The 20,503-nt window shown below is 31.5% G+C and carries 17 protein-coding genes; all 17 read left to right on the plus strand.

Annotated features, from left to right (window positions below; translation table 11 throughout):
- Positions 1–120: 120 nt before the first annotated feature.
- Positions 121–618 carry a hypothetical protein gene (locus tag BFA01S_RS00480; RefSeq protein WP_066224458.1) on the plus strand — a complete coding sequence of 166 codons (498 nt, stop codon included), beginning with the start codon at positions 121–123 and terminating at the stop codon, positions 616–618.
- 255 nt (positions 619–873) lie between these two features.
- Positions 874–1,896: a hypothetical protein gene (locus tag BFA01S_RS00485; RefSeq protein WP_066224461.1), complete on the plus strand. Its 1,023-nt coding sequence runs from the start codon at positions 874–876 to the stop codon at positions 1,894–1,896.
- Between the two features lie 239 nt (positions 1,897–2,135).
- Entirely contained in the window at positions 2,136–2,546 is a 411-nt protein-coding gene (locus BFA01S_RS00490) for a hypothetical protein (RefSeq protein ID WP_066224464.1), read from the plus strand.
- A 17-nt stretch (positions 2,547–2,563) separates the two neighbouring features.
- On the plus strand, positions 2,564–2,935 hold the full coding sequence (locus BFA01S_RS00495) for a hypothetical protein (RefSeq protein ID WP_066224466.1): 372 nt from the start codon (positions 2,564–2,566) through the stop codon (positions 2,933–2,935).
- A gap of 74 nt (positions 2,936–3,009) precedes the next feature.
- Positions 3,010–3,192 (plus strand): hypothetical protein, encoded by a 183-nt coding sequence (locus BFA01S_RS00500; protein WP_066224470.1) that lies wholly within the window; start codon positions 3,010–3,012, stop codon positions 3,190–3,192.
- Between the two features lie 114 nt (positions 3,193–3,306).
- A complete protein-coding gene (locus BFA01S_RS00505) occupies positions 3,307–4,206 on the plus strand; it encodes a hypothetical protein (RefSeq protein WP_066224473.1) in 900 nt (299 codons plus the stop codon).
- Positions 4,207–4,259: 53 nt separating this feature from the next.
- The gene (locus tag BFA01S_RS00510) at positions 4,260–4,787 is read left to right on the plus strand and encodes a hypothetical protein (RefSeq protein ID WP_169800411.1); all 528 of its coding nucleotides are present in this window, start codon (positions 4,260–4,262) and stop codon (positions 4,785–4,787) included.
- A 78-nt stretch (positions 4,788–4,865) separates the two neighbouring features.
- Positions 4,866–5,423: a restriction endonuclease gene (locus BFA01S_RS00515; RefSeq protein WP_066224481.1), complete on the plus strand. Its 558-nt coding sequence runs from the start codon at positions 4,866–4,868 to the stop codon at positions 5,421–5,423.
- 382 nt (positions 5,424–5,805) lie between these two features.
- A complete protein-coding gene (locus tag BFA01S_RS00520) occupies positions 5,806–6,339 on the plus strand; it encodes a hypothetical protein (RefSeq protein WP_169800412.1) in 534 nt (177 codons plus the stop codon).
- Between the two features lie 146 nt (positions 6,340–6,485).
- Positions 6,486–6,851, plus strand: coding sequence for a hypothetical protein (locus BFA01S_RS00525; RefSeq protein WP_066224486.1), 366 nt, complete (start codon positions 6,486–6,488; stop codon positions 6,849–6,851).
- Positions 6,852–7,362: 511 nt separating this feature from the next.
- Positions 7,363–8,283, plus strand: a complete 921-nt coding sequence (locus BFA01S_RS00530; RefSeq protein WP_066224488.1) for an ABC transporter ATP-binding protein — start codon at positions 7,363–7,365, stop codon at positions 8,281–8,283.
- Entirely contained in the window at positions 8,276–9,013 is a 738-nt protein-coding gene (locus tag BFA01S_RS00535; RefSeq protein WP_066224491.1) for an ABC transporter permease, read from the plus strand. The genes BFA01S_RS00530 and BFA01S_RS00535 overlap by 8 nt, the downstream gene beginning before the upstream one ends.
- A 106-nt stretch (positions 9,014–9,119) precedes the next feature.
- Entirely contained in the window at positions 9,120–9,719 is a 600-nt protein-coding gene (locus tag BFA01S_RS00540) for an undecaprenyl-diphosphatase (protein WP_066224494.1), read from the plus strand.
- A 384-nt stretch (positions 9,720–10,103) separates the two neighbouring features.
- Positions 10,104–11,369, plus strand: a complete 1,266-nt coding sequence (locus BFA01S_RS00545) for an MFS transporter (RefSeq protein WP_066224498.1) — start codon at positions 10,104–10,106, stop codon at positions 11,367–11,369.
- A 67-nt stretch (positions 11,370–11,436) separates the two neighbouring features.
- Positions 11,437–12,156, plus strand: coding sequence for a 4'-phosphopantetheinyl transferase family protein (locus BFA01S_RS00550; protein ID WP_066224500.1), 720 nt, complete (start codon positions 11,437–11,439; stop codon positions 12,154–12,156).
- Positions 12,156–12,887: a thioesterase II family protein gene (locus BFA01S_RS00555; RefSeq protein ID WP_066224503.1), complete on the plus strand. Its 732-nt coding sequence runs from the start codon at positions 12,156–12,158 to the stop codon at positions 12,885–12,887. Before BFA01S_RS00550 ends, BFA01S_RS00555 begins: the two co-directional genes overlap by 1 nt.
- 242 nt (positions 12,888–13,129) lie before the next feature.
- Positions 13,130–20,503 (plus strand): non-ribosomal peptide synthetase (locus BFA01S_RS00560; RefSeq protein WP_156483490.1); only part of this gene is annotated, 7,374 nt, incomplete at its 3' end.

Consider the following 20,503-nt stretch of genomic DNA (forward strand, 5'->3'; position numbering starts at 1 on the left):
GTGTAACTTCTGTATATTGAAGAGGTAACAAATAGAGAAAAGAATATATTAATTAATAAATTTAAAACATTCGACATACATGAAGAAGAAAATCCTCATGGTAGATTCCATATAGGAATTTTGGATAGATTTAGTAAAGTGTTAACTCCTGAAGAAGCCGATAGTCTTCTTATAACTTACAATCAAAATGTTAAAAGGGAAACCCAAAGTAAATATTTCGAACAAGAAGCTAAATTTCTTAATTTTTTCAACTATGCTTATAAATTGAATGGTGAAACACCTGTTTATGTATATTGCCCAGATATTTTAGACATACTGAGAAAGGTAGAAAACCCAATAATTAAATTTTTAGATGATAAAGATATACAATTATTTGATACACTGTATGAAAATATAAAAATCACGGATAATCTATACAAAGTAGATAAAGAACTATTACAATTTTTTGCAAAGTTGTCATTAAGAGAGCTATGCTTCTCTAATTTCTTTTTCAGTAATTCAGATTCTGTTATAATTGGGAATTATGAATTGAATTTTCCAATTTACTGTTTAAATGAGGATTCAATGCTAATTTATGGAAAAAAAGCCTTTGAAGTTGGATTGTTTATTAGAAAATAAAGTAGAACAAATGATATATTCTCCATGCTTTTTCTTAGAGATATGTGTAGTTTTATAAAAAGATTGATCAACGGTTTAAACTCTACCCATGATATAGAAGAACTATATTTCAATTGTAGAGTTTATATATATTATCTTTTTTATTTTTGATATAATAGCATTAATTTGGAAGCACCAAATGTATAGTTATCCTATACATTTGGTGCTTTTTTGTGTTTATTTTATATATTTCATAGATAAAAAGGGTGTATAAAGATGAAAAGTAAGAAAAAGTATATACCAATTGCAATAACACTGGGATTAGTTACAAGTAATTTTTCACCTGTCTATGCGGTAAAAAATATACCGTCAAAAATTTTAAAAAAGGCCAAAACAGCAGAATATAATAAATATGAAAAGATAGCTATAAAAACAATACCAATTGAACGGTTTAAAAACCTTCTTGATACTATACCTAGAGAGAATAAAAATTGGAAAATTTACGATATGAAAAACAAAAATGATTTCTTTATCTTATTAGATAAAGTTTACACTGAATTGCCGCAGTCGGTTTCCATATATAATAATGTTTCATCTGAAGAATTACAACAATGGAAGGATAAATATTTTCAAAAGAGCCGGATATCAAGTATGAAGAATATAGCTACTTTAGCCAATTATGATATTAGAAAAAAGGCTTCAAATCTTATTCTTTTAGAGGATGTCTCTCATGACAAATATCAGGCTGTTCAAATTGAGAAGAGTTTAGGAGTGTTTGCGAAAGAATTTGCAAGCTCCATTAGATATTTACCACCTGAACAGAAAGTACATGTTATATATGATTATATATATTATCAATTTAAATATAAGGCTACCAAAACTACTGACATGCTTGTAGGGAATACTTACAACCGGCAGCTTGCATGTAATGGGTTTTCTCGCTTATTTTATGAATTAGTAAAGGCATCAAATCTTCCAGTACGGTTAGTTGAATCTGAAGATCATTATTATAATCATGTAAAAATAGAAGATATAACTGTAAATAAAACAAATCAAGGTAAAAATACAGAAAAGTGGCTCATTATTGATCTAACTACAGATATCTTATTGAATGAAAAACATGGTGCCACTGGTTTATCTGAAGCGGCCTACTTATCGTATGTATCAAAAGTTGGATTCTATCGTTCATTGCCAAGTAGTAAAGAACTGGCTGTTTCACAGGATTGGACAAATGCAGAAAAGAAAAACTTTTTACACACATATAATAGTCTAAGCCTTAATTCAAAGGATATCCGCTAAAAATTAAATACATAGACTCATAAAAAAGTTAATTATGTTATTTTCATAGGACTTTATATATGGTAAAATAGATTTAATTTGGAAGCACCAAATGCGTAGATATTTCTACACATTTGGTGCTTTTTTGCGTTTTTTTCGAAAACAGGGTTAGTTTATATACGCAACAGTGCCTAAGAAAGGCTGTTTTTAATCAATTGTATAACAAAATGTGATTCAAAAAATTTGGAGGATTATAGTTTATGAACAATGCATACGACCTAGATGAAACATTGAATATTAAGGATAATTTGAAATATCAATCTTTAAAAGCTCAGATAATTTCATTACTCTTATTAGCACCTAATGTTAATGAGAGATATATGGCTGCATCTCTTGATAAAGTGGATGATTTACTTATCTATTTGTCATGTTTTACGAATCTTAAACAAATTAGACTTATTAGGATCAAACATATTATTAACTTTTCAACTTATAGTTTATATAAAATCGTGGACAGCAAAAGGAAAGCAGCTGAACTAAAGAAATTAATTAAAGCCATTCGACTCCTGCAAAGAATTTTCCAGGAATCTAATTGTAAAGTGAAAATTATCGAGTTAGATGTAAGCATTAATAATTATACGTTTTGGACACAAGTGCTAAAGAAAAAATAGAAAAGGAGTTTAATGGAATGTTAAATGCAAATATTGAAAGTGAAAATGAGCTTTTAAGAGGAGATGTTCCCATCTCTTTTCTAAAACAGATTGATTTTCAAAGGTGTAAGGTATTTGTATCTAAAATTTTCCCTTCACGTGGAACTTTTAATGGAATTGAAAAGTTATCATTGATGAATTTTATGAAGATGTGTCAGTTTACAACTTTTCAAACATCATTGTATGGAATAGATTTCGACAACGACCACTTGGTGGAATGTTCCTTCCTTGAAATAAGAAAGGATCAAATAACAAGCAAAAGACAGATTATTTTACAGACCTTTTTTAAAGAAATTACAGAGATTGAGATGATGAATATGGTTAAGAATCATCAGACTTATAAGAATTAGGGCTTATTAAATAAGAATTAGCGGGTAAAGCATTATCAAAAATAAAAGAAAGGAAGGAGAGATTCGTTATCCGTTTGGTAGGATTCTTTCTTGGTGTCTTATTAGGTATTTCAGTCTGTCTTTTTGGTCTTTTTATTTATAAAGGATTTGAATCATTAACTGGTTATCCAGGGTTTATCCTTGGAGTTGTCTTAGGATGTGGAGTATTTTTTCTAGGCTACTATATTCATGAAAGGTCCTCTGTTATAGATGGATAGGATAAGAATATTAATCTATAACAGAGGACTTAAAAAGGGGGTGAATATCACTTAGGACAAACTTTAATTTAATTGCAAAAAAAGAATATGATCACTTTTAAAAGGAGAATTACTTTGAGAAAACTAAAACTATTTAATCTGACGCTACTTTTTACCTTGATTGTTATGGGCTTTTCCACATTTATTTTACAAGGAACATCTTCAGCAGCAACTAGTTACCTAATGGATACAAAAAAAGAGTATACATACAGTATTTATAACGAGAATAAAAAAGATTCTAAAGAATATGTAACTGCAACTTTTATAGGGAAGAAGAATGAGGGGAATCTTTGGTTCTTTAAAGGGAAAAATTATATTCTTCATGAGTTATATTTACAAGATGAAGAGAGTCTTAAAGTAGGAGATCCATTTGAAGATGGTATCTTATATAAAGAATTAGTATTTCCACTTATTGAAGGCAAGAAATGGGATGCAGGTGATGGTGAAACTTATAAAATAGTTTCTCTAAGTAATACAGTTAAAACTCCTGCTGGGACATTCTCTACTGTAGAAGTTGATTATGATAATAAAACAGCTACTTCTTATTATGCTCCTGGCGTAGGTCTAGTGAAGTATCGTGATATTGAAGGAAATGTGATGGAGTTAGTGAAAAGTAAAGATTTACATTATGGAAGAGTACTAATTAAGCAACAAGGAGTGAAGTTATATACTCCAAAAGGAACTGTACAAAGAGCGTTAAAAAAAGGTGAAGGATTAAAGATCTTTAAAGAAGATGCTACTAGCTATGATGTGGGTGCTGGCTATTATGTAAAGAAAAGCAAAGAAACATTATTCTATACAGGTTTTATTTACAGTCCTGAACAAACCATGGATATTTTTGCTCCAAACTCAACAGTACATAGAAAAGCACGAATTGGTGAAACAATTAGAGTTTATGGTTTTAAAGACGGCAATTTCTTGGTAGGTGGAGGTTATTATATTCCAGCTGACTATCATATAAGGTTCGATAGATAAAATTGTTAGATATAAATCATTAAATAGAAAAGGAAGAGAAAATGGTATTAAAAATGAGAAAAGATAAAATAATTTTTCTTTCAATATTACTACTTATGGTTTTAGCCACAACAACTGCAGCATCCAATTTGAAAGCGGAACAAGTTTTAAATAATTATAAGAAAAATCAACTTAATTTAGAAAAAGAGATCGAAAATCGACTTGAAACTGAATTAAAGAGAATAAATCAACATGACAAAAAGTTAAAGCAAGCAGAGAAATCTGCTTTAAAACAGATCGATTTAAAAATGGAAAATATCCTTCAAAACTCTAAAAATAAGATTAGCAAAATAAAAGAGAAACAAAGTAAAGCTATAAATAAAGAAGAAGACAATCTTTATGAGCTACAAATAAAGGAAATAGAAAGTGAAACAAAGATAGAAATGAAGGAACTTGCTTTAAAAGAAGAGCTAAAATTACAAGCAATTAAAAATGACATCAATTTAAATAAACAAGAAAGACTTCTTTTAATGGCACATGCAAAGGAGCAAATTAGTTTGCTAAAATCTTCAGATAAGATTTTAGAACCATTGAAAAGATGAAGTGAATAAATGCAATTTTATATAGCCGGCTATGTTCTTGAATAGTCGGCTATACATGTTTAAGGAGATTTGATAAAAATGGCAAAAAGAAAGAAAAATGGGGATTTAACTGGTTTATTAACAGGAATTGTCGTATGTCCAGCGCTTTTTACCTGGTTACAAACTAATTCAATATTACTTGCATTTTTTGTATTTTTATTACCTTTTATAAGCTTTCATGTCTTTTTCTTTATAAGGAAACAAAAGAAAAAACAAAGATTAATAAAATCAGGTATTCATGAAATTGATAAGATGAATGGTTTTCAATTTGAAAAATACCTTTCTACACTTTATGAATCTCTTGGCTATCAAGCTCAAGTAACAAAGGCATCCGGTGATTTTGGAGCGGATCTTATCTTAAAAAAGGATAAGAGAAAGATAGTTGTTCAAGCGAAAAGATACAGCAAGAATGTTGGAATTAGAGCAGTTCAAGAAATACGAGCTGCACAAGACTATTATAGAGCTGATGAAGCCTGGGTAGTTACTAATCAAAACTTTACTCTTTCTGCGATTAAATTAGCAAATTCAAGTAAGGTCAAATTAATAGGACGTGAACAGTTAATCAATAATATGTTATCTCCTATGCGTGAAAGATAACAAGCTTAATGAATATAAACAGTTCCTGCGTTTTTTGTTTGGATTATATGTAAGAGATATATTTGAGGTGTAATTTTGTACTTTAGAAAAGAATGTTTTAGGAGGTAGTTACCATGAAAATTAGCTTTTAAGGGTCGGAGAAAAGATTACAGGAAATCTTTCTATGTTTTGTGGAATTACCGTAATTGATTAATAAATATTCTCTAATTGTTTATGAAGCAGTATGTGAAGGTGAGATGGAGATCATGAGCACTACAGAAGATAAATCATTATATGAATTGGAAGCAAAAGAGTATGAGAAGAAAAAGTTAGATACAGCATGGGCCTTAGTCAAAGACTTAGAGGGAAGGAAGTGATAAGGAGTAAATACACTTTTTATAAAATGCACTTTCCAAATGCCGGTATTATCTGCGGATTAGGTTTACTTCCATTTGCACTGGTAGCTAGTATTTTTCTAGGGAATCTATCAATGTTATTTCCTCCATTAATAGGTATTGGCATTACTATATTAGAAGTGATAGCAATTTCATCTTCAAATAATAGAACACGAAAAGAAATAGCTGCTGAGACTCGTTTATTAAAAGAAAAATTCAGCTCAACTGGTATACCAATTAATTTGGCTTCAGAAAACCGCTTAAATCAGATTACTGAGTATTATGAAAGTGGAATTGCATCTACTATTAGAGCAGCAATTGATTTTATAGAAGTTGTCAATGAAACGGAAGACGTGAAGGAAAATACAGAAATAGAAAAAGTAGTAGAACAGAAACCAATATTATATAGGTTAAAACGAAAACTCAGGTATTATTGTGAGTCAAATAGTAAGTGGACTAAGAGTATAGGGATAAAAGCTAAAAACAATGAATGGCTATGTCTTTTGGATAAAGTAGTGGTCATTAAAGAGAATGAAGAGTAAGAAGGATTTATTGTATTTAAGCATGGGGATTTCGGTGTGATTAGTACCGATAAGTTTATTCCCTTGTCAGAAATTAATTCTCAAGAAATTGAATTAGTTTTAAGGGATGATTAATAATTTAAAAATCAAGTTTTGGAGGAGAAGTTATGAAATTTATAAATAGACCAATTTACAATTTAAAAACGATGGATACCGGAGCAATAGGCTGGTGTTTCTTTTGGATCATTGGGTTGTTAGCTATAGTTATTCCAAGTCAATTCCGTATGGGACTTGCAGATTCGATTAATTTTCTATTTTCATTTGAGTTACTGGAATTAAAAGAGGTAGAAGTAAAGGAAGGGATAGCTGAGGCTTTATATGAAGCAGAGGTACTAAGAGTAGAAAGCTTTAATAAATTACTGCAATTTGTGAACATCGGAAAAATCGTCTTTTGGATTGCTATATTTATAATGCTATTTGTCTTTTTATTTAAAAGACCGGAGACAGAAGAAAATGAGTATGAAATTGCATAAAGAATGAAGGGATCAATGGTTAATATGAAATAAAAAGAGAAGGGAGATTTTCTTGTTAATTAAATAATTGTATATAGAATATGGTATGAAAATTATAAGAAAGTAAAATATTATCTCGCCTTCTTGGAGCTAGTATAGATATATGGAGTCCAAAAGGTAAAAACGTAAGTTTTGATGACGGCCATCATACAAAACTTAAAAAAGTGGACCAAACTACGCTCGTTAAAGCAAATTGGTATACACCTAACATATAAAATTATAAAAGAAACGGTTTAGGAAAACAAATAAAATAAGAGGAAATATCACAGAAAGTTTATGGTATTTTCATTGACATACTCTTTTTTTCGTTTCTTTCTGCTTCTTCAATCTCTAATGTACAGTATGCCATTCACGTTACATTATTTTCTTATTTTGACATTAATTAAGAAATAGTTAAGAAATAGTTAATCCCCAGTTAAAAACTTCTTTCTATACTAAATACATAAGCATTAAGGAAAGTAGGTTTAACATTATGGAAGAAATAATAAAGACCACAAACTTAACAAAAATTTATGGGAAACAAAAATCAGTAGATAACCTTAATATAACAGTCCATCAAGGGGATATTTATGGATTCTTGGGTCGAAATGGTGCAGGAAAAACAACTACGATAAGAATGTTGTTGGGGTTGATAAAACCTACTCATGGAAAAATAGAAATATTTGGACAGGATTTATTTAAAAACCAAAAAGAAATTCTAAAAAGAATTGGATCAATCGTAGAAGTCCCTGGATTTTATGGAAACCTCACAGCTAGAGAAAATCTCTTAATAAATGCAAAGATTATTGGAGTACACAAGAGGAATGCAGTCGAAGATGCTTTAGAGATTGTTGGATTAGAGAATGAAACAAAAAAGCTAGTAGGTAAATATTCTTTAGGGATGAAGCAAAGGCTTGGAATCGCCAGAGCTCTTCTACATTATCCTGAATTGTTAATTTTAGATGAGCCTACCAACGGCTTGGATCCAATTGGGATTAAGGAAATGAGGAAACTTATTAAAAATCTTGCTAAAGAAAGAAAAATAACCCTATTAATATCAAGCCACATACTGTCTGAAATTGAACAGTTAGTTGATCATATGGGAATTATTCATGAAGGTAAGCTCTTAGAGGAAATTGAATTTGATAGTCTGCGTAAAAAAAATCGTAAGTGTCTTGAGTTTCAAGTTTCAAATGATGATAAAGCAATAATGCTTTTAGAAAATCATTTTGAAATCTTTGACTATGAAGTTCATGATGATGGGAATATTCGTATATATTCACACATCGGACAACAGGGCAAGATTAATAAATTATTTGTACAGAACGATATTGAAGTTCTCAAGATTACGATGAGTGAGGACCGACTTGAGGATTATTTCACAAAGCTAGTTGGAGGTGGAACCATTGGTTAATCTCTTATATACAGAATTGTTAAAACTTAGGAGATCTAAAATGCTTCTGATAAGTACCATTGGAGCATCAGTAGTCCCATTTATGGTGGTCTTTGCAACATATATACAGATGAAGACGGAAGAACCTTCTCCTATTATAAAATTTTATGAGCTTTTTAGTAATGCTAACTTATATACGATTTTAGTTGTAGGCGTTCCTCTATATGGTGTCGTTGCAGCCTATATTTTCAACCGTGAATATATGGATGATACTCTGAAAAATCTGTTAACGATCCCAGTTTCCAGAGTGAATTTAATCCTCAGTAAGTTACTGCTTTTGTTTATGTGGATTATCTTTTTAACGTTGGTTGCTTGGGGTCTAACTTTATTCTTAGGCATTTTAGGACAGTTTCAAGGCCTTAGCCGTTCATTAATAGTAGAAACGTTTTTTCAATTTCTTGTTGGTGGAATTTTACTGTTTATTTTATCAACACCCATCATACTGATAACGATTGTTTTAAAGAACTATGTACCAACTATTATTTTTACAATTCTTATAACTTTAATAAATATTATGACAGCAAATTCTGAACATAGAGGATTGTTTCCTTGGGCGGCAGCAGGAGATATTTCAAGGAATACACTTCTCCCTACATACCCTCCAGAGTACTCGTATATAGGTATAGCTGCACTCTCTACCATTGGATTTATTTCAATGATTATCTATTTTAAAAAAGTGGATATTCATTAATATATGAAAACTCAAAGTTATAGGAAGAAACCAAAAATACAGTCGAGAAGATTTCTACAATTATTCGAATTGTAGGTACAATGCACAATTAAGGGGGTTTTTAAAAATGTCTTTTTCGGAGTGGAATATTGCCGCTTTTCGAATGGTTAATGATTTAGGTAAAGAATATCAGTTCCTTAACTCAAGTATGTCAATAATTGCGGAATATACAGTGTTTGTTTTAGCCCTCATCATGTTAGTCTATTGGTTTACTCGCACTAACAAGAACAGAATGATGGTCATTCAAGCTATAATAGCATTCATTGTTGCAGAAATTATTGGGAAGACAGTCGGACAATTTTATTCGAATTATCAGCCATTTGCAGTCTTACCCAATGTCAATAAACTTGTCAATCGCGCAGTAGATAATTCATTTCCAAGCGACCACACTATCTTATTTTTTTCTATCTGCTTTTCGATTTGGCTTGTTCACAAAAAAAGTGGGTGGATATGGCTCATACTTGCATTTACTGTGGGTATTTCACGGATATGGGTAGGAGTTCATTACCCCTTCGACGTTGCTACTGGAGCCTTTTTAGGAATTTTTTCAGCAGTGTTAGCTTATTGGTTAGCACCAAAGCTTTCATTCCTTCAAAGTTTACTGTCTATATATGAAAGAGGAGAGCGATATATCTTACCTTCAAAAGACAGGTCTAAAAATTTTTAAGTAAGTAAAAACATCTGATTAGGTCAGGTGTTTTTACACGTTGTATAAAGATTTATCTCTCAATAAGAGGTTACAGATTTAGTTAATTATAGTGAAATATACCTACTAATACAAGGGAGGGAATCAGATTTAATAACTATTTGTAATTATTTACTAGTAATTTAATTACTTTTTTGTCATAATATAGTTATATTTAAAATTTTTGTCATAATATAGTTATGTTGAAAATAGCCAGACCGAATCATTATTTCTATTAACTTAGCGCCTTATAAACTTTTAAAAGAGTATTAATTTTCAAGAAAACAAGGGGGGTAAAATAGTAGTTGCATTTTTACGGAGATGTTTTTTGCTTACATAGGCTTTAAATGAAATGAGGAGTGTTTTATGAGAACAATTTTATCTCTTTTTCAAAATAGAAATTATTTAAAGTTATTTCTTGCTTCCTACACCTCTCAGATGGGAGGCACAATTGGATTAACTGCTCTTATGTTTTACCTTTTAGACCGGTTTTCGCAACAGCCTGCATATGCAACGATCACTGAACTTATGTTATCCTTACCCACTTTGGCTGTATTTTTTCTAGTAGGTGTTTTTGCCGACAGACTTGATCGTCAGCTAATCGCAAAAAATTGTGATTGGATTTGTACAGTACTATCGCTTTTCATGTTTCTCGCTCTTTTTATAGACTGGATGCTATTAGTCTTTATGCTTCTATTTTTAAGGGGTGCTGTGAAAAGTTTCTTTTATCCAGCCCACTCTTCTCTCGTACAAGGGATATTAACGGAAAAGGAGTATCCCACAGCAAGTGGCTTGAATCAGATGGTTGCTAGCTTGTTTATTCTCTTTGGGAGCGGAATCGGAATCTTTTGTTATTGGGCAATTGGTATTGAAGGTGCAATTTTGATAGATGCAGGAAGTTTTATCATAAGCGGATTGCTCATAAAGTCATGCAAAATTTCAGAAGAAATACGATTGCCTAATGGAAAGCACTCTATCAAAGATTTAAAAGTTCTGGTTGTCATGAAGGATTTTAAGAAAGGGTTAAGTTATATTTGGAATCACAGATTGCTACTTTCGCTTGTTTCTGGATTTGTAGTTTTTGGAATATTAAATGGAGGTCTCTCAGTTATGCAGGTCTTCATCTTAAAATACAAGCTAACACCAGATAATTATGAAGAAATATCGATTATATTAGGTATTGTATTTGGTTCAGGAGTTTTAGTTGGAAGTTTTATTGCATCAAGTCTTTCAAATAAATTAAAGCTTCATACTATGCTGACTTTAGCTTTGTTCATTGCAGGAGGAGCAACTATTCTCAGTTCGTTAGTTAATAATGTCTGGCTATATATGATATGTACAGGTATTGTGGCTCTCACGCTACCAATGATAAACGTAGCCATAGGCGGTTGGATACCAAAAATAGTGGACCCTAAGATGATGGGGAGAGTTCAGGGGTGTGTTAATCCTTTAATGATGTTTTCCCAATCACTAACCCTTCTTTTCATCGCTGCATTTTATCCAGTAATTTTATCGGTTGAATCGCTATTTTGGTTGGTAGGAGGATGTTTAGTAGTTGTAGGTTTCTTTTATATGATGGTACTTCCAAAATTTGACGCACTTGAAAAGTCAACTAGCTTAATGGTCGACTAGTTAAACAAGAAACATAAAATGCTTCTAGATTTTTCAGCCTAATTTATCAAAATTTTGAGAGGGATTTATGGAGATATATGCTGTGAAAATTATGAACATCAGTAACGAAGAACTGAATGACCTTTGCTCAACATTAGACGTAGAAAAAAGATGCAAATTGGAGAAGTATATTAAACTAGAGGATAAAATCAGGAGTTTGATTGGGGATTTATTGATCAGAACTCTTATTAATAAGAAATTCAAAATAAGAAATAAAAATATAATAATTGAAAAGAATCAATATGGAAAACCCTTTTTAAAAGGTAATCCGAAGCACAATTTTAATATATCGCACTCCGAAGATTTTGTAGTATGTGCTATTAGCGATACACCCATAGGAATAGACATTGAAAAAATAAAACAGATTGAATATAAAGAAATTGCAAAAGGTTTTTTCACTGAGAATGAATATGACTATATTACTAGGGGGGATGCACAGGATCAACTAAAGAATTTTTTTAATATATGGACTTTAAAAGAAAGCTTTATCAAATGCTGTGGAACGGGTTTATCTATGCCTTTAAACTTATTTTCACTTGAAATAGACAATATCAACAATATTAGACTGATTCATAAACTAGGAGAATCAAATAGTAAATATTACTTTGAAGTATTTGATATAGATTCTGAATATAAAATGGCTGTTTGTTCATTAAACAAGAATGTTTCAAGCAACTTAGTGATGATTGATCAACAAAGTCTTATTAAGGATTACTACAAACTTGTTTTAGATGGGGGTACATTTTAATGAATTTATTTTGTTTGCCATATGCAGGAGGATCAGAAGCAATATATTTCAAATGGAACCAATATTTAAGCCGATCTATCAATCTTTGTCCAATACCTTTAAAGGGGAGGGGAAAGAGATTCAATGAACCATTGTATGAGAACATAGAGGAAGCTGTGGATGACATTTTTAATACTATTCAAGACAAGATAGATGAGAATGAATATGCGCTTTATGGTCACAGTATGGGAAGTCTATTAGTGTATGAGCTTTACTATAAAATTAAAGAAATGGGATTTAAACTTCCAAATCATCTCTTTTTTTCAGGATATAGGTCTCCCGGCAGCAGGAAAAAAGAGATCATTTATAACTTACCAGATAATGATTTTAAAAAGAAAATAATCCAACTCGGTGGAACACCAGAAGAGCTAGTTAATAACAAAGAACTGTTTGAAGTATTTCTCCCGGTATTAAAAAGTGACTTTAAAATGGTAGAAACATATAAATATAAAGAAAGAACAGATAAAATTGCATGCGATATATCAGTACTTAATGGAAATGGAGATTCGATAAGCTTTGAAAATCTCCTGGATTGGAAAAATTACACTAATCAATCATTTCAGTTATATCACTTTGATGGAAATCATTTTTTTATTAACAACAATATAGAGAATATAACATCACTCATTAATAAAACATTAAATTTAACCACTAGTACTGAAAGTAAAGATTCTTTACATAGAGCTTTCTGAATAATTCGTGATGTAACCAGATAGGTTGCTTCACTATATATTGAGTAAAATAAAATTTTAAAATTAATCAAAACTATTAAAAAAATGGTGAGTAAAGTTTAGTTAAATGTCCTGCTATCTTAAACGTGAATTCAAATTTCATGGACCCTCAGTTGTTTTTACTGTTTTAGAAAGCTACTCGTTGTTAAGATAAAAACCATCCAACGTGATATGCAATATTACTTGAACAAGGGGAAATGTATATGTTTATTGGAAATTCCAACGATATGAAAAGGGAAATTGGAAATCGCAATATTAAAGAAGTTGATAAAGTACTATTGAATGGCTTCAATAATACAAAAAGTGAATATCCTAAAAATAAGACTATAAATCAATTGTTTGAAGAACAAGTAGAAAGAACACCTGAGAATATCGCAATTGTGTTCGGTAATGAGCAGATTACCTACAGAGAGCTTAATGAAAAATCGAATCAAGTGGCAAGTTTATTAAGAGATAAAGGAATAAATGTTTCTAACGTTGTAGGATTGATGACTGATCGATCGCTTGAAACGATCATTGGAATAATAGGTATCCTAAAATCAGGTGCTTCATATTTGCCAATAGACCCTGACTCTCCAAAATCGAGAATTAATTACATGTTGAACGATAGTAATGCCCAAATATTATTGACACAAGACAAGTTTATTAATGGTATTGAATATGATATAGAAATTGTTAATTTGAATGAGGAGTATTTCAAAGAAAATAGCATCGACAATCTTAAACGGATAAATAGCTTCGATGACACAGCCTATATAATCTATACTTCTGGTTCTACTGGGATTCCAAAAGGAGTAATTATCTCACACTATAGCGCTGTAAGAGTTATTCGGAATACCAATTATATAGAAATTAACAATAATGATATCATTCTACAACTTTCAAATTATTCTTTTGATGGATCAATTTTTGATATATACGGTGCTTTGTTAAATGGCGCAAAGTTAGTGTTAGTAGAAAAAGAAACAGTTGTAAATATGAAAAAGCTTGGTAGCTTAATAAGGAAAGAAAATATAAGTGTCATGTTCATTACCACCGCACTTTTTAATATTCTAGTAGACATGGAAATTAGTAGTCTTGAAAACATAAGAAAAATACTGTTTGGTGGGGAAAGGGCTTCGGTTTCTCATGCTAAAAAGGCACTAGAATTTATGGGGAAAGATAAAATTATCCATGTTTATGGCCCAACAGAAAGTACTGTATTTACCACATACTACTTTATTAATGAAATTAGTGAAGAAGATGAAACCATTCCTATTGGAAAGCCATTGGCAAATACATCTGTTTATATAGTAGATAAAAATAGGAACTTACTCCCTGTCGGTGAAGCTGGTGAACTGTGTATATCTGGTGATGGTTTAAGTAAAGGATATTTGAATAATGAGGAGCTTACATCAGAGAAATTTGTTGCAAATCCCTTTGTGCCTGGAGAAAAATTGTATCACACAGGTGATTTAGCTAGGTGGTTACCTGATGGAAATATTGAATTTTTGGGAAGAATAGACCATCAAGTGAAAATTCGTGGATATAGGGTTGAACTTGGGGAGATACAAAGTCAGTTACTTAAGCATGAAAATGTAAAAGATTCAGTAGTAATAGCAAAAGAAGAAGAGAGTAAGCCTAGCTATTTGTGTGCCTATATCACTACCAACAAAGAGGTTACAGTTGAAGAGTTAAGGTGTTTTTTGGGAGAGAAGCTTCCAGATTATATGATTCCAGCTTATTTTGTTAAGTTAGATGAACTCCCATTAACAGTAAACGGAAAAATAGATAAAAAAGCATTGCCTGAGCCTGACGGAAGTGTGAATAGCGAAGTCGAGTATGAATCACCTAGAACTGAACTCGAGGAGCAGCTCATTTTATTATGGCAGCAAATATTAAAAGTGGAAAAAGTTGGAATAAATGATAGTTTTTCTGTGCTTGGTGGACATTCATTAAATGCGATGGAGCTTTTAGCAAATATGAACGAAAAGATGAATGTGAATCTACCTTTAAAAGAATTGTTCAGGCTTTCTACAATAAAGGAGATAAGTACATATATTGAAACAAATAAAGGAGAGAATATAGGGCAAAACTACTTTACTGACAATACAGATTTGAAGAATGTACATGAGCCTTTTCCTCTTACAGGAATTCAATTAGCCTATTTAATAGGCAGAGATGCAACTTTTGAAATTGGTGGTTCCGCAACAAATCTGACTGTTGAATTTGAAATGGACGTTGATATGGGCAGATTTAACTACGCATTGCAAAAGTTGATCGATAGACATTCTATTCTGCGTACAATAGTATTCGAGAATGGAACCCAGCGGATACTTCAAGGTGAGTTATTTTATTCGGTAGAAGCTGTAGATTTAACTGGATTTAACGAAGAACAAATTGAAAAGCGTATATTAACACAAAGAGAACAAATGATTTCAAAAATCATTGATCCAAGTAATTGGCCATTATTTGAACTGAAAGCTTTTATTTTACCGAATAACAGTAAATATTTTTGTTTGAATATTGACCCTTTAATTTGTGATGACAGTAGTATGAAGATATTAATTAAGGAATTTAAACAGTTTTATGAGAATCCACTTCTCGATTTGCCAGAGTTAAACTACAATTTTAGAGATTATGTTCTGGCCTCTAATGAATTTAAGAATTCTTCTTTATATAAAAAAGATGAAAAGTATTGGCTGAGTAAGCTGGATGAATTTCCTAGTGCACCTGCATTGCCTTTAAAATGCAACCCTGCAGAAGTTGTGAATCCTAGATTTAATAAGTATTCTGAATTTCTGGAAGGGGAGAAGTGGAGCAGATTAAAACTACAAGCAAGAAATAGAAACCTTACTCCTACCTCGGTTCTATGTGCCGCATATGCCTATGTATTGGCATACTGGAGTAACCAAAGTCATTTTGCAGTAAATTTAACGGTTTTTAACAGGATACCGTTCCATGAAGATGTCAAAAAGATGATCGGCGATTTTACAACCCTTATGTTATTGGATATTAATTCCGAAGGTGCTTTGGAATCTTTCTGGAATTTTGCTGCGCATGTTCAGGATACTCTGTTAGAAGCTCTTGAACATAGACATTTTGACGGTGTGGATTTTATTAGAGCCATTGGAAAAAAACATCAAATGAATAAACAAGCTATCATGCCTATTGTATTCACCAGTGTCTTAAGTGAAAATTCTGAAGACTCATTTGATCAATTAGTTGACTTCGAAAAAATTAAATTTTTTAGTACAAGGACATCTCAAGTGTATATCGATAACCAAGTTTATGAATTAAACGGTGGATTATATATAACTTGGGACTATGTTGATCAACTATTTGAAGACGAAATTATAGAATCAATGTTTGAACAGTATATAGACATATTAAATCAAGTCATATTTGATGATCAAGTTACAGGTATCGAGCTTAACAAAAACAGCATGAAGTTTATTGGGAATTATAACGATACAGACAAAGATTTTAATATAAGCACGTTACATGAAATGTTTATTAATAGGGCAAAGCTTTTACCGGATAAAGCAGCTGTGGTTCATCATAATACATTGATCACTTATAAAGAGCTAGATGATAAATCAAACCAAATTGCAAGATATCTTTTAGATAAAGGCGTCAAAAAAGGTGATTATATAGGCGTCATAGGAGAGAGATGTATAGATACTATTGTAAACCTTTTTGCCGTTTTAAAATCTGGTGCAGCCTATATTCCGCTTGATCCGGACTATCCTGAAGAAAGGAAAGAATATATTAAAGAGAAAAGCAACTGTAATTTTTTTATAACACCTACTATTTATGAAGATGAATATATTGCAAAGTATTCTATTAAAGAACTAGAAATTGATGTTAGTGATGCGGATATGGCTTATGTCATTTTTACTTCTGGTAGTACAGGTAAGCCTAAGGGTGTTCAAATAACTCACGGTGCTGCTGCAAATACAATTCTAGACATCAATGAAAAATTTGGAGTTACTGAAGATGACCGGGTTTTAGGGATTTCCTCATTGTGTTTTGATTTGTCTGTTTATGATGTATTTGGTTCATTAAGCTCCGGAGCAACACTTGTTATTACAGATGACCAAAGAGATGTAAACCAATTAAAAAAGGTTGTAGAAGAAGAAAGAATCACGATATGGAATTCAGTCCCAGCTATTTTGGAATTGACAGTTGATGTATATAATTCAGGTGAACAAAATAAGGATTTAAGACTTGTGATGCTTAGTGGAGACTGGATCCCTTTGGATCTACCTGGAAAAATAAAGGGGATCTTCGATAATGCAGAAGTGATTAGTTTGGGTGGAGCAACTGAAGGATCTATTTGGTCTATTTACTATCCAATCAAGGAAGTAATGGAAGATTGGAAAAGCATACCTTATGGAAAACCATTAGCAAACCAGAAAATTTATGTATTGAATCAGAATAGACAATTATGTCCTACAGGAGTAGAGGGAGAATTATATATAGGTGGACTGGGCGTAGCAAGTGGATATATTAATGACAGAGAAAAAACTAATGCTTCATTTATTTTTCATGAAGAATTGGGTTACATCTATAAAACCGGTGACCATGGGATGTTAAAAGAGGACGGTTATATAGAATTTTTAGGAAGAAAAGACAGCCAGGTGAAGATAAGAGGATATAGAGTAGAGCTAGGAGAAATCGAAAACTGTTTAATAAATCATGACGATGTGAAAAAAACAGTTGTTATTGATTTTACGAATGAAAAAGGGATTAAAAACTTATACGCTTTTGTAGTTTCCGATGAGGATATTAATCCTAGAGGGTTAAAACTATTTTTACAGAGTATACTGCCAGATTATATGGTCCCGGTTAATTTCTTTAGAATAGACAAAATACCTTTAACCGTGAATGGGAAGGTTAATAAAAATATTCTGGAGGAATTTTTAACACATCAAGTAATTAATGAAGTTGCAGCAACTGAATGGGCAGAAGCAGAAAATGAAACTCAAGAGAAACTACTAGATATTTGGAAAAACGTTTTTGGACTGGAAAATATCGGAGTGGATGTTAACTATTACGAAATAGGCGGAGATTCATTAAAAGCGATTTCAATTATAAATGAAATTAAAAAGAGAATGAATATAGAGGTACCAATAGGAGAAATATTTAAAAATGACTCCGTAAAAGCATTAGATAACTACTTAATGAGCAAACAATACAATAGTAGAGGAAATTCGATAAATAAGGCAGCAAAACAGGAGTGTTATGCTACTTCACCTGCACAGAAAAGAATGTATATGCTTTCCATGATGGAAAATAATAGGGGTGCTTATCATATACCTATGGCATTATTCGTCGAAGGTGAAATCGAAATTCACAAACTTGAAAATGCATTCAGAAAGTTTATTAATAGACATGAGTCTCTAAGAACCGGTTTTGAATTAATAAATGATGAGTTAGTCCAAAAAATTTATGATCATGTTGATTTTAAATTGGAATATGATAACGCAGATGCAACATTAACAGACAATGAATCGTTAATGAATTTAACTAGTCAGTATTGTAAGGAATCAACTATTCCTTTTGATTTAAGCAAACCTTCTCTCATGAGAGCAAAAATAATTAAAGTTGAAAAGAATAAACATATTTTGGTGGTGAATTTTCACCACATTATTTCAGATGGGGTATCTCAAGGTATCCTGATGAATGAGATATTAGAGCTGTATAACAATCAGGCATTACCTGAAGTGAAAGTACAGTACAAGGATTTTGTTGAATGGAATAATGAATATAACGAATCCAAAGAAATAAAAAAACAAGAGCAGTATTGGCTTGAAATATATAATAATCTTCCACCCCAATTGGAATTACCGTACGATTATAAAAGAGCTACTATGGATACTACTGAAGGAGGAAATGTCTATTTCCATTTGGACAGTAGCTTATCTAAAAAAGTTAGGAATATCGCTAAGGAAACTGGGTCTACTTTATATATGCTCATGTTGAGTGCTTACTATATCCTGCTTAATAAATATACTGGTAAATCGGATATAGTTGTCGGAACAGCCGCGTCAGGAAGGATGCATCAGGATTTACAAGACGTTTTTGGTGTATTCGTCAACACTCTAGCTTTAAGAAATAATGTTGAGGGTGAAAGTAGCTTTAGAGAATTTTTGGAACAGGTCAAAAAAAATACGATTGCAGCATTTGAAAACTCAGAATATCAATTTGACGAATTGATACGTAATATTGACTACGAAAGAGATTCGAATAGAAATCCTCTATTCGATACCATGTTCGTATTAGAAGATGCTAAGCTGTTTACTATTAAAAAAGGGAACTTGAAACTTAGTCCAATTATTTTTGAGTTGGATAATGCTAAATTCGATTTAACTTTTAATGTATTAGATTATGAAGATGACATCGTTCTGAATGTTGAATACAGAACTGGATTATTCCAGAAAGATACAATTAAAAGAATCTCAGAAACTTACATTAATATTTTAAGAGAAATTTCAAGAAACTTGGAAATCAATTTGAATAAAATTGACATGATTTCAGAAAAGGAAAAAAGTGTATTATTACACGAATTCAATAATAAAGAGATGAAATTTCCTAAAAGTAAGCCAATCTATCAATTGTTTGAAGAGCAAGTAAAACGGACACCAGAAAATATTGCGATTATTTTTGAAGACATGAAACTGACATATCGAGAGCTAAATGAAAAATCTAATCAAATAGCTCGATTATTAAAAGAAAATGGTGTGGACTCTAATTGTATTGTTAGCTTAATGGCTGAGCGTTCAGTTGAAATGATAATCGGAATAATGGGTATCTTAAAAGCTGGCGGAGCATACTTGCCAATTGATCCTGCATATCCATCAGATAGGATTAAATATATCCTGGAAGAAAGTCAAACAAAAATCTTATTAACTCAGGGTGATTTAGTTGAAAAGGCTGATTTATCGGACCTTACTGATATTAAAAAATTAGATATTCATGATGAGAAATTATTAGAATATGAAACTGATAATTTACCTATTAATAACAGAAGCAAGGATTTAGCTTATGTCATTTATACGTCTGGTTCTACTGGTAAACCTAAGGGAGTAATGATTGAGCATCAATCTTTGGTGAACTTATGTTATTGGCACAATTCATATAATGAAATAAGCGAAGCTGACAATAGTGCGAGCTATGCAAGTATGAGTTTTGATGCATTTGTTTGGGAGGTCTTTCCTTATATTATTGCGGGTGCTGCAATTCATATAATAAGTGATGACTTAAAACTGGATATCCCAAAACTCAATCATTATTTTAATGAACATAATATTTCAATTAGCTTTTTGCCTACACAGGTTTGTGAACAATTTATGATGCTTGAGAATACTTCTTTAAGACGGCTATTGACAGGCGGAGATAAGCTGAATTATTTTAAAAATCAAAATTATCAAATTGTCAATAACTATGGACCTACTGAAAATACTGTTGTTACAACAAGTTTTATAGTAGACGAATCTCATCAAAATATACCTATTGGAAAGCCGATTTTTAATACAAGTGTTTTCATTTTTAATGAAGCAAATGGACTTTGCCCATTAGGGGTTGCAGGTGAG

Origin of the sequence: Metabacillus fastidiosus NBRC 101226 (assembly GCF_001591625.1) — a bacterium.
Taxonomy (GTDB): Bacteria; Bacillota; Bacilli; order Bacillales; family Bacillaceae; genus Metabacillus; species Metabacillus fastidiosus.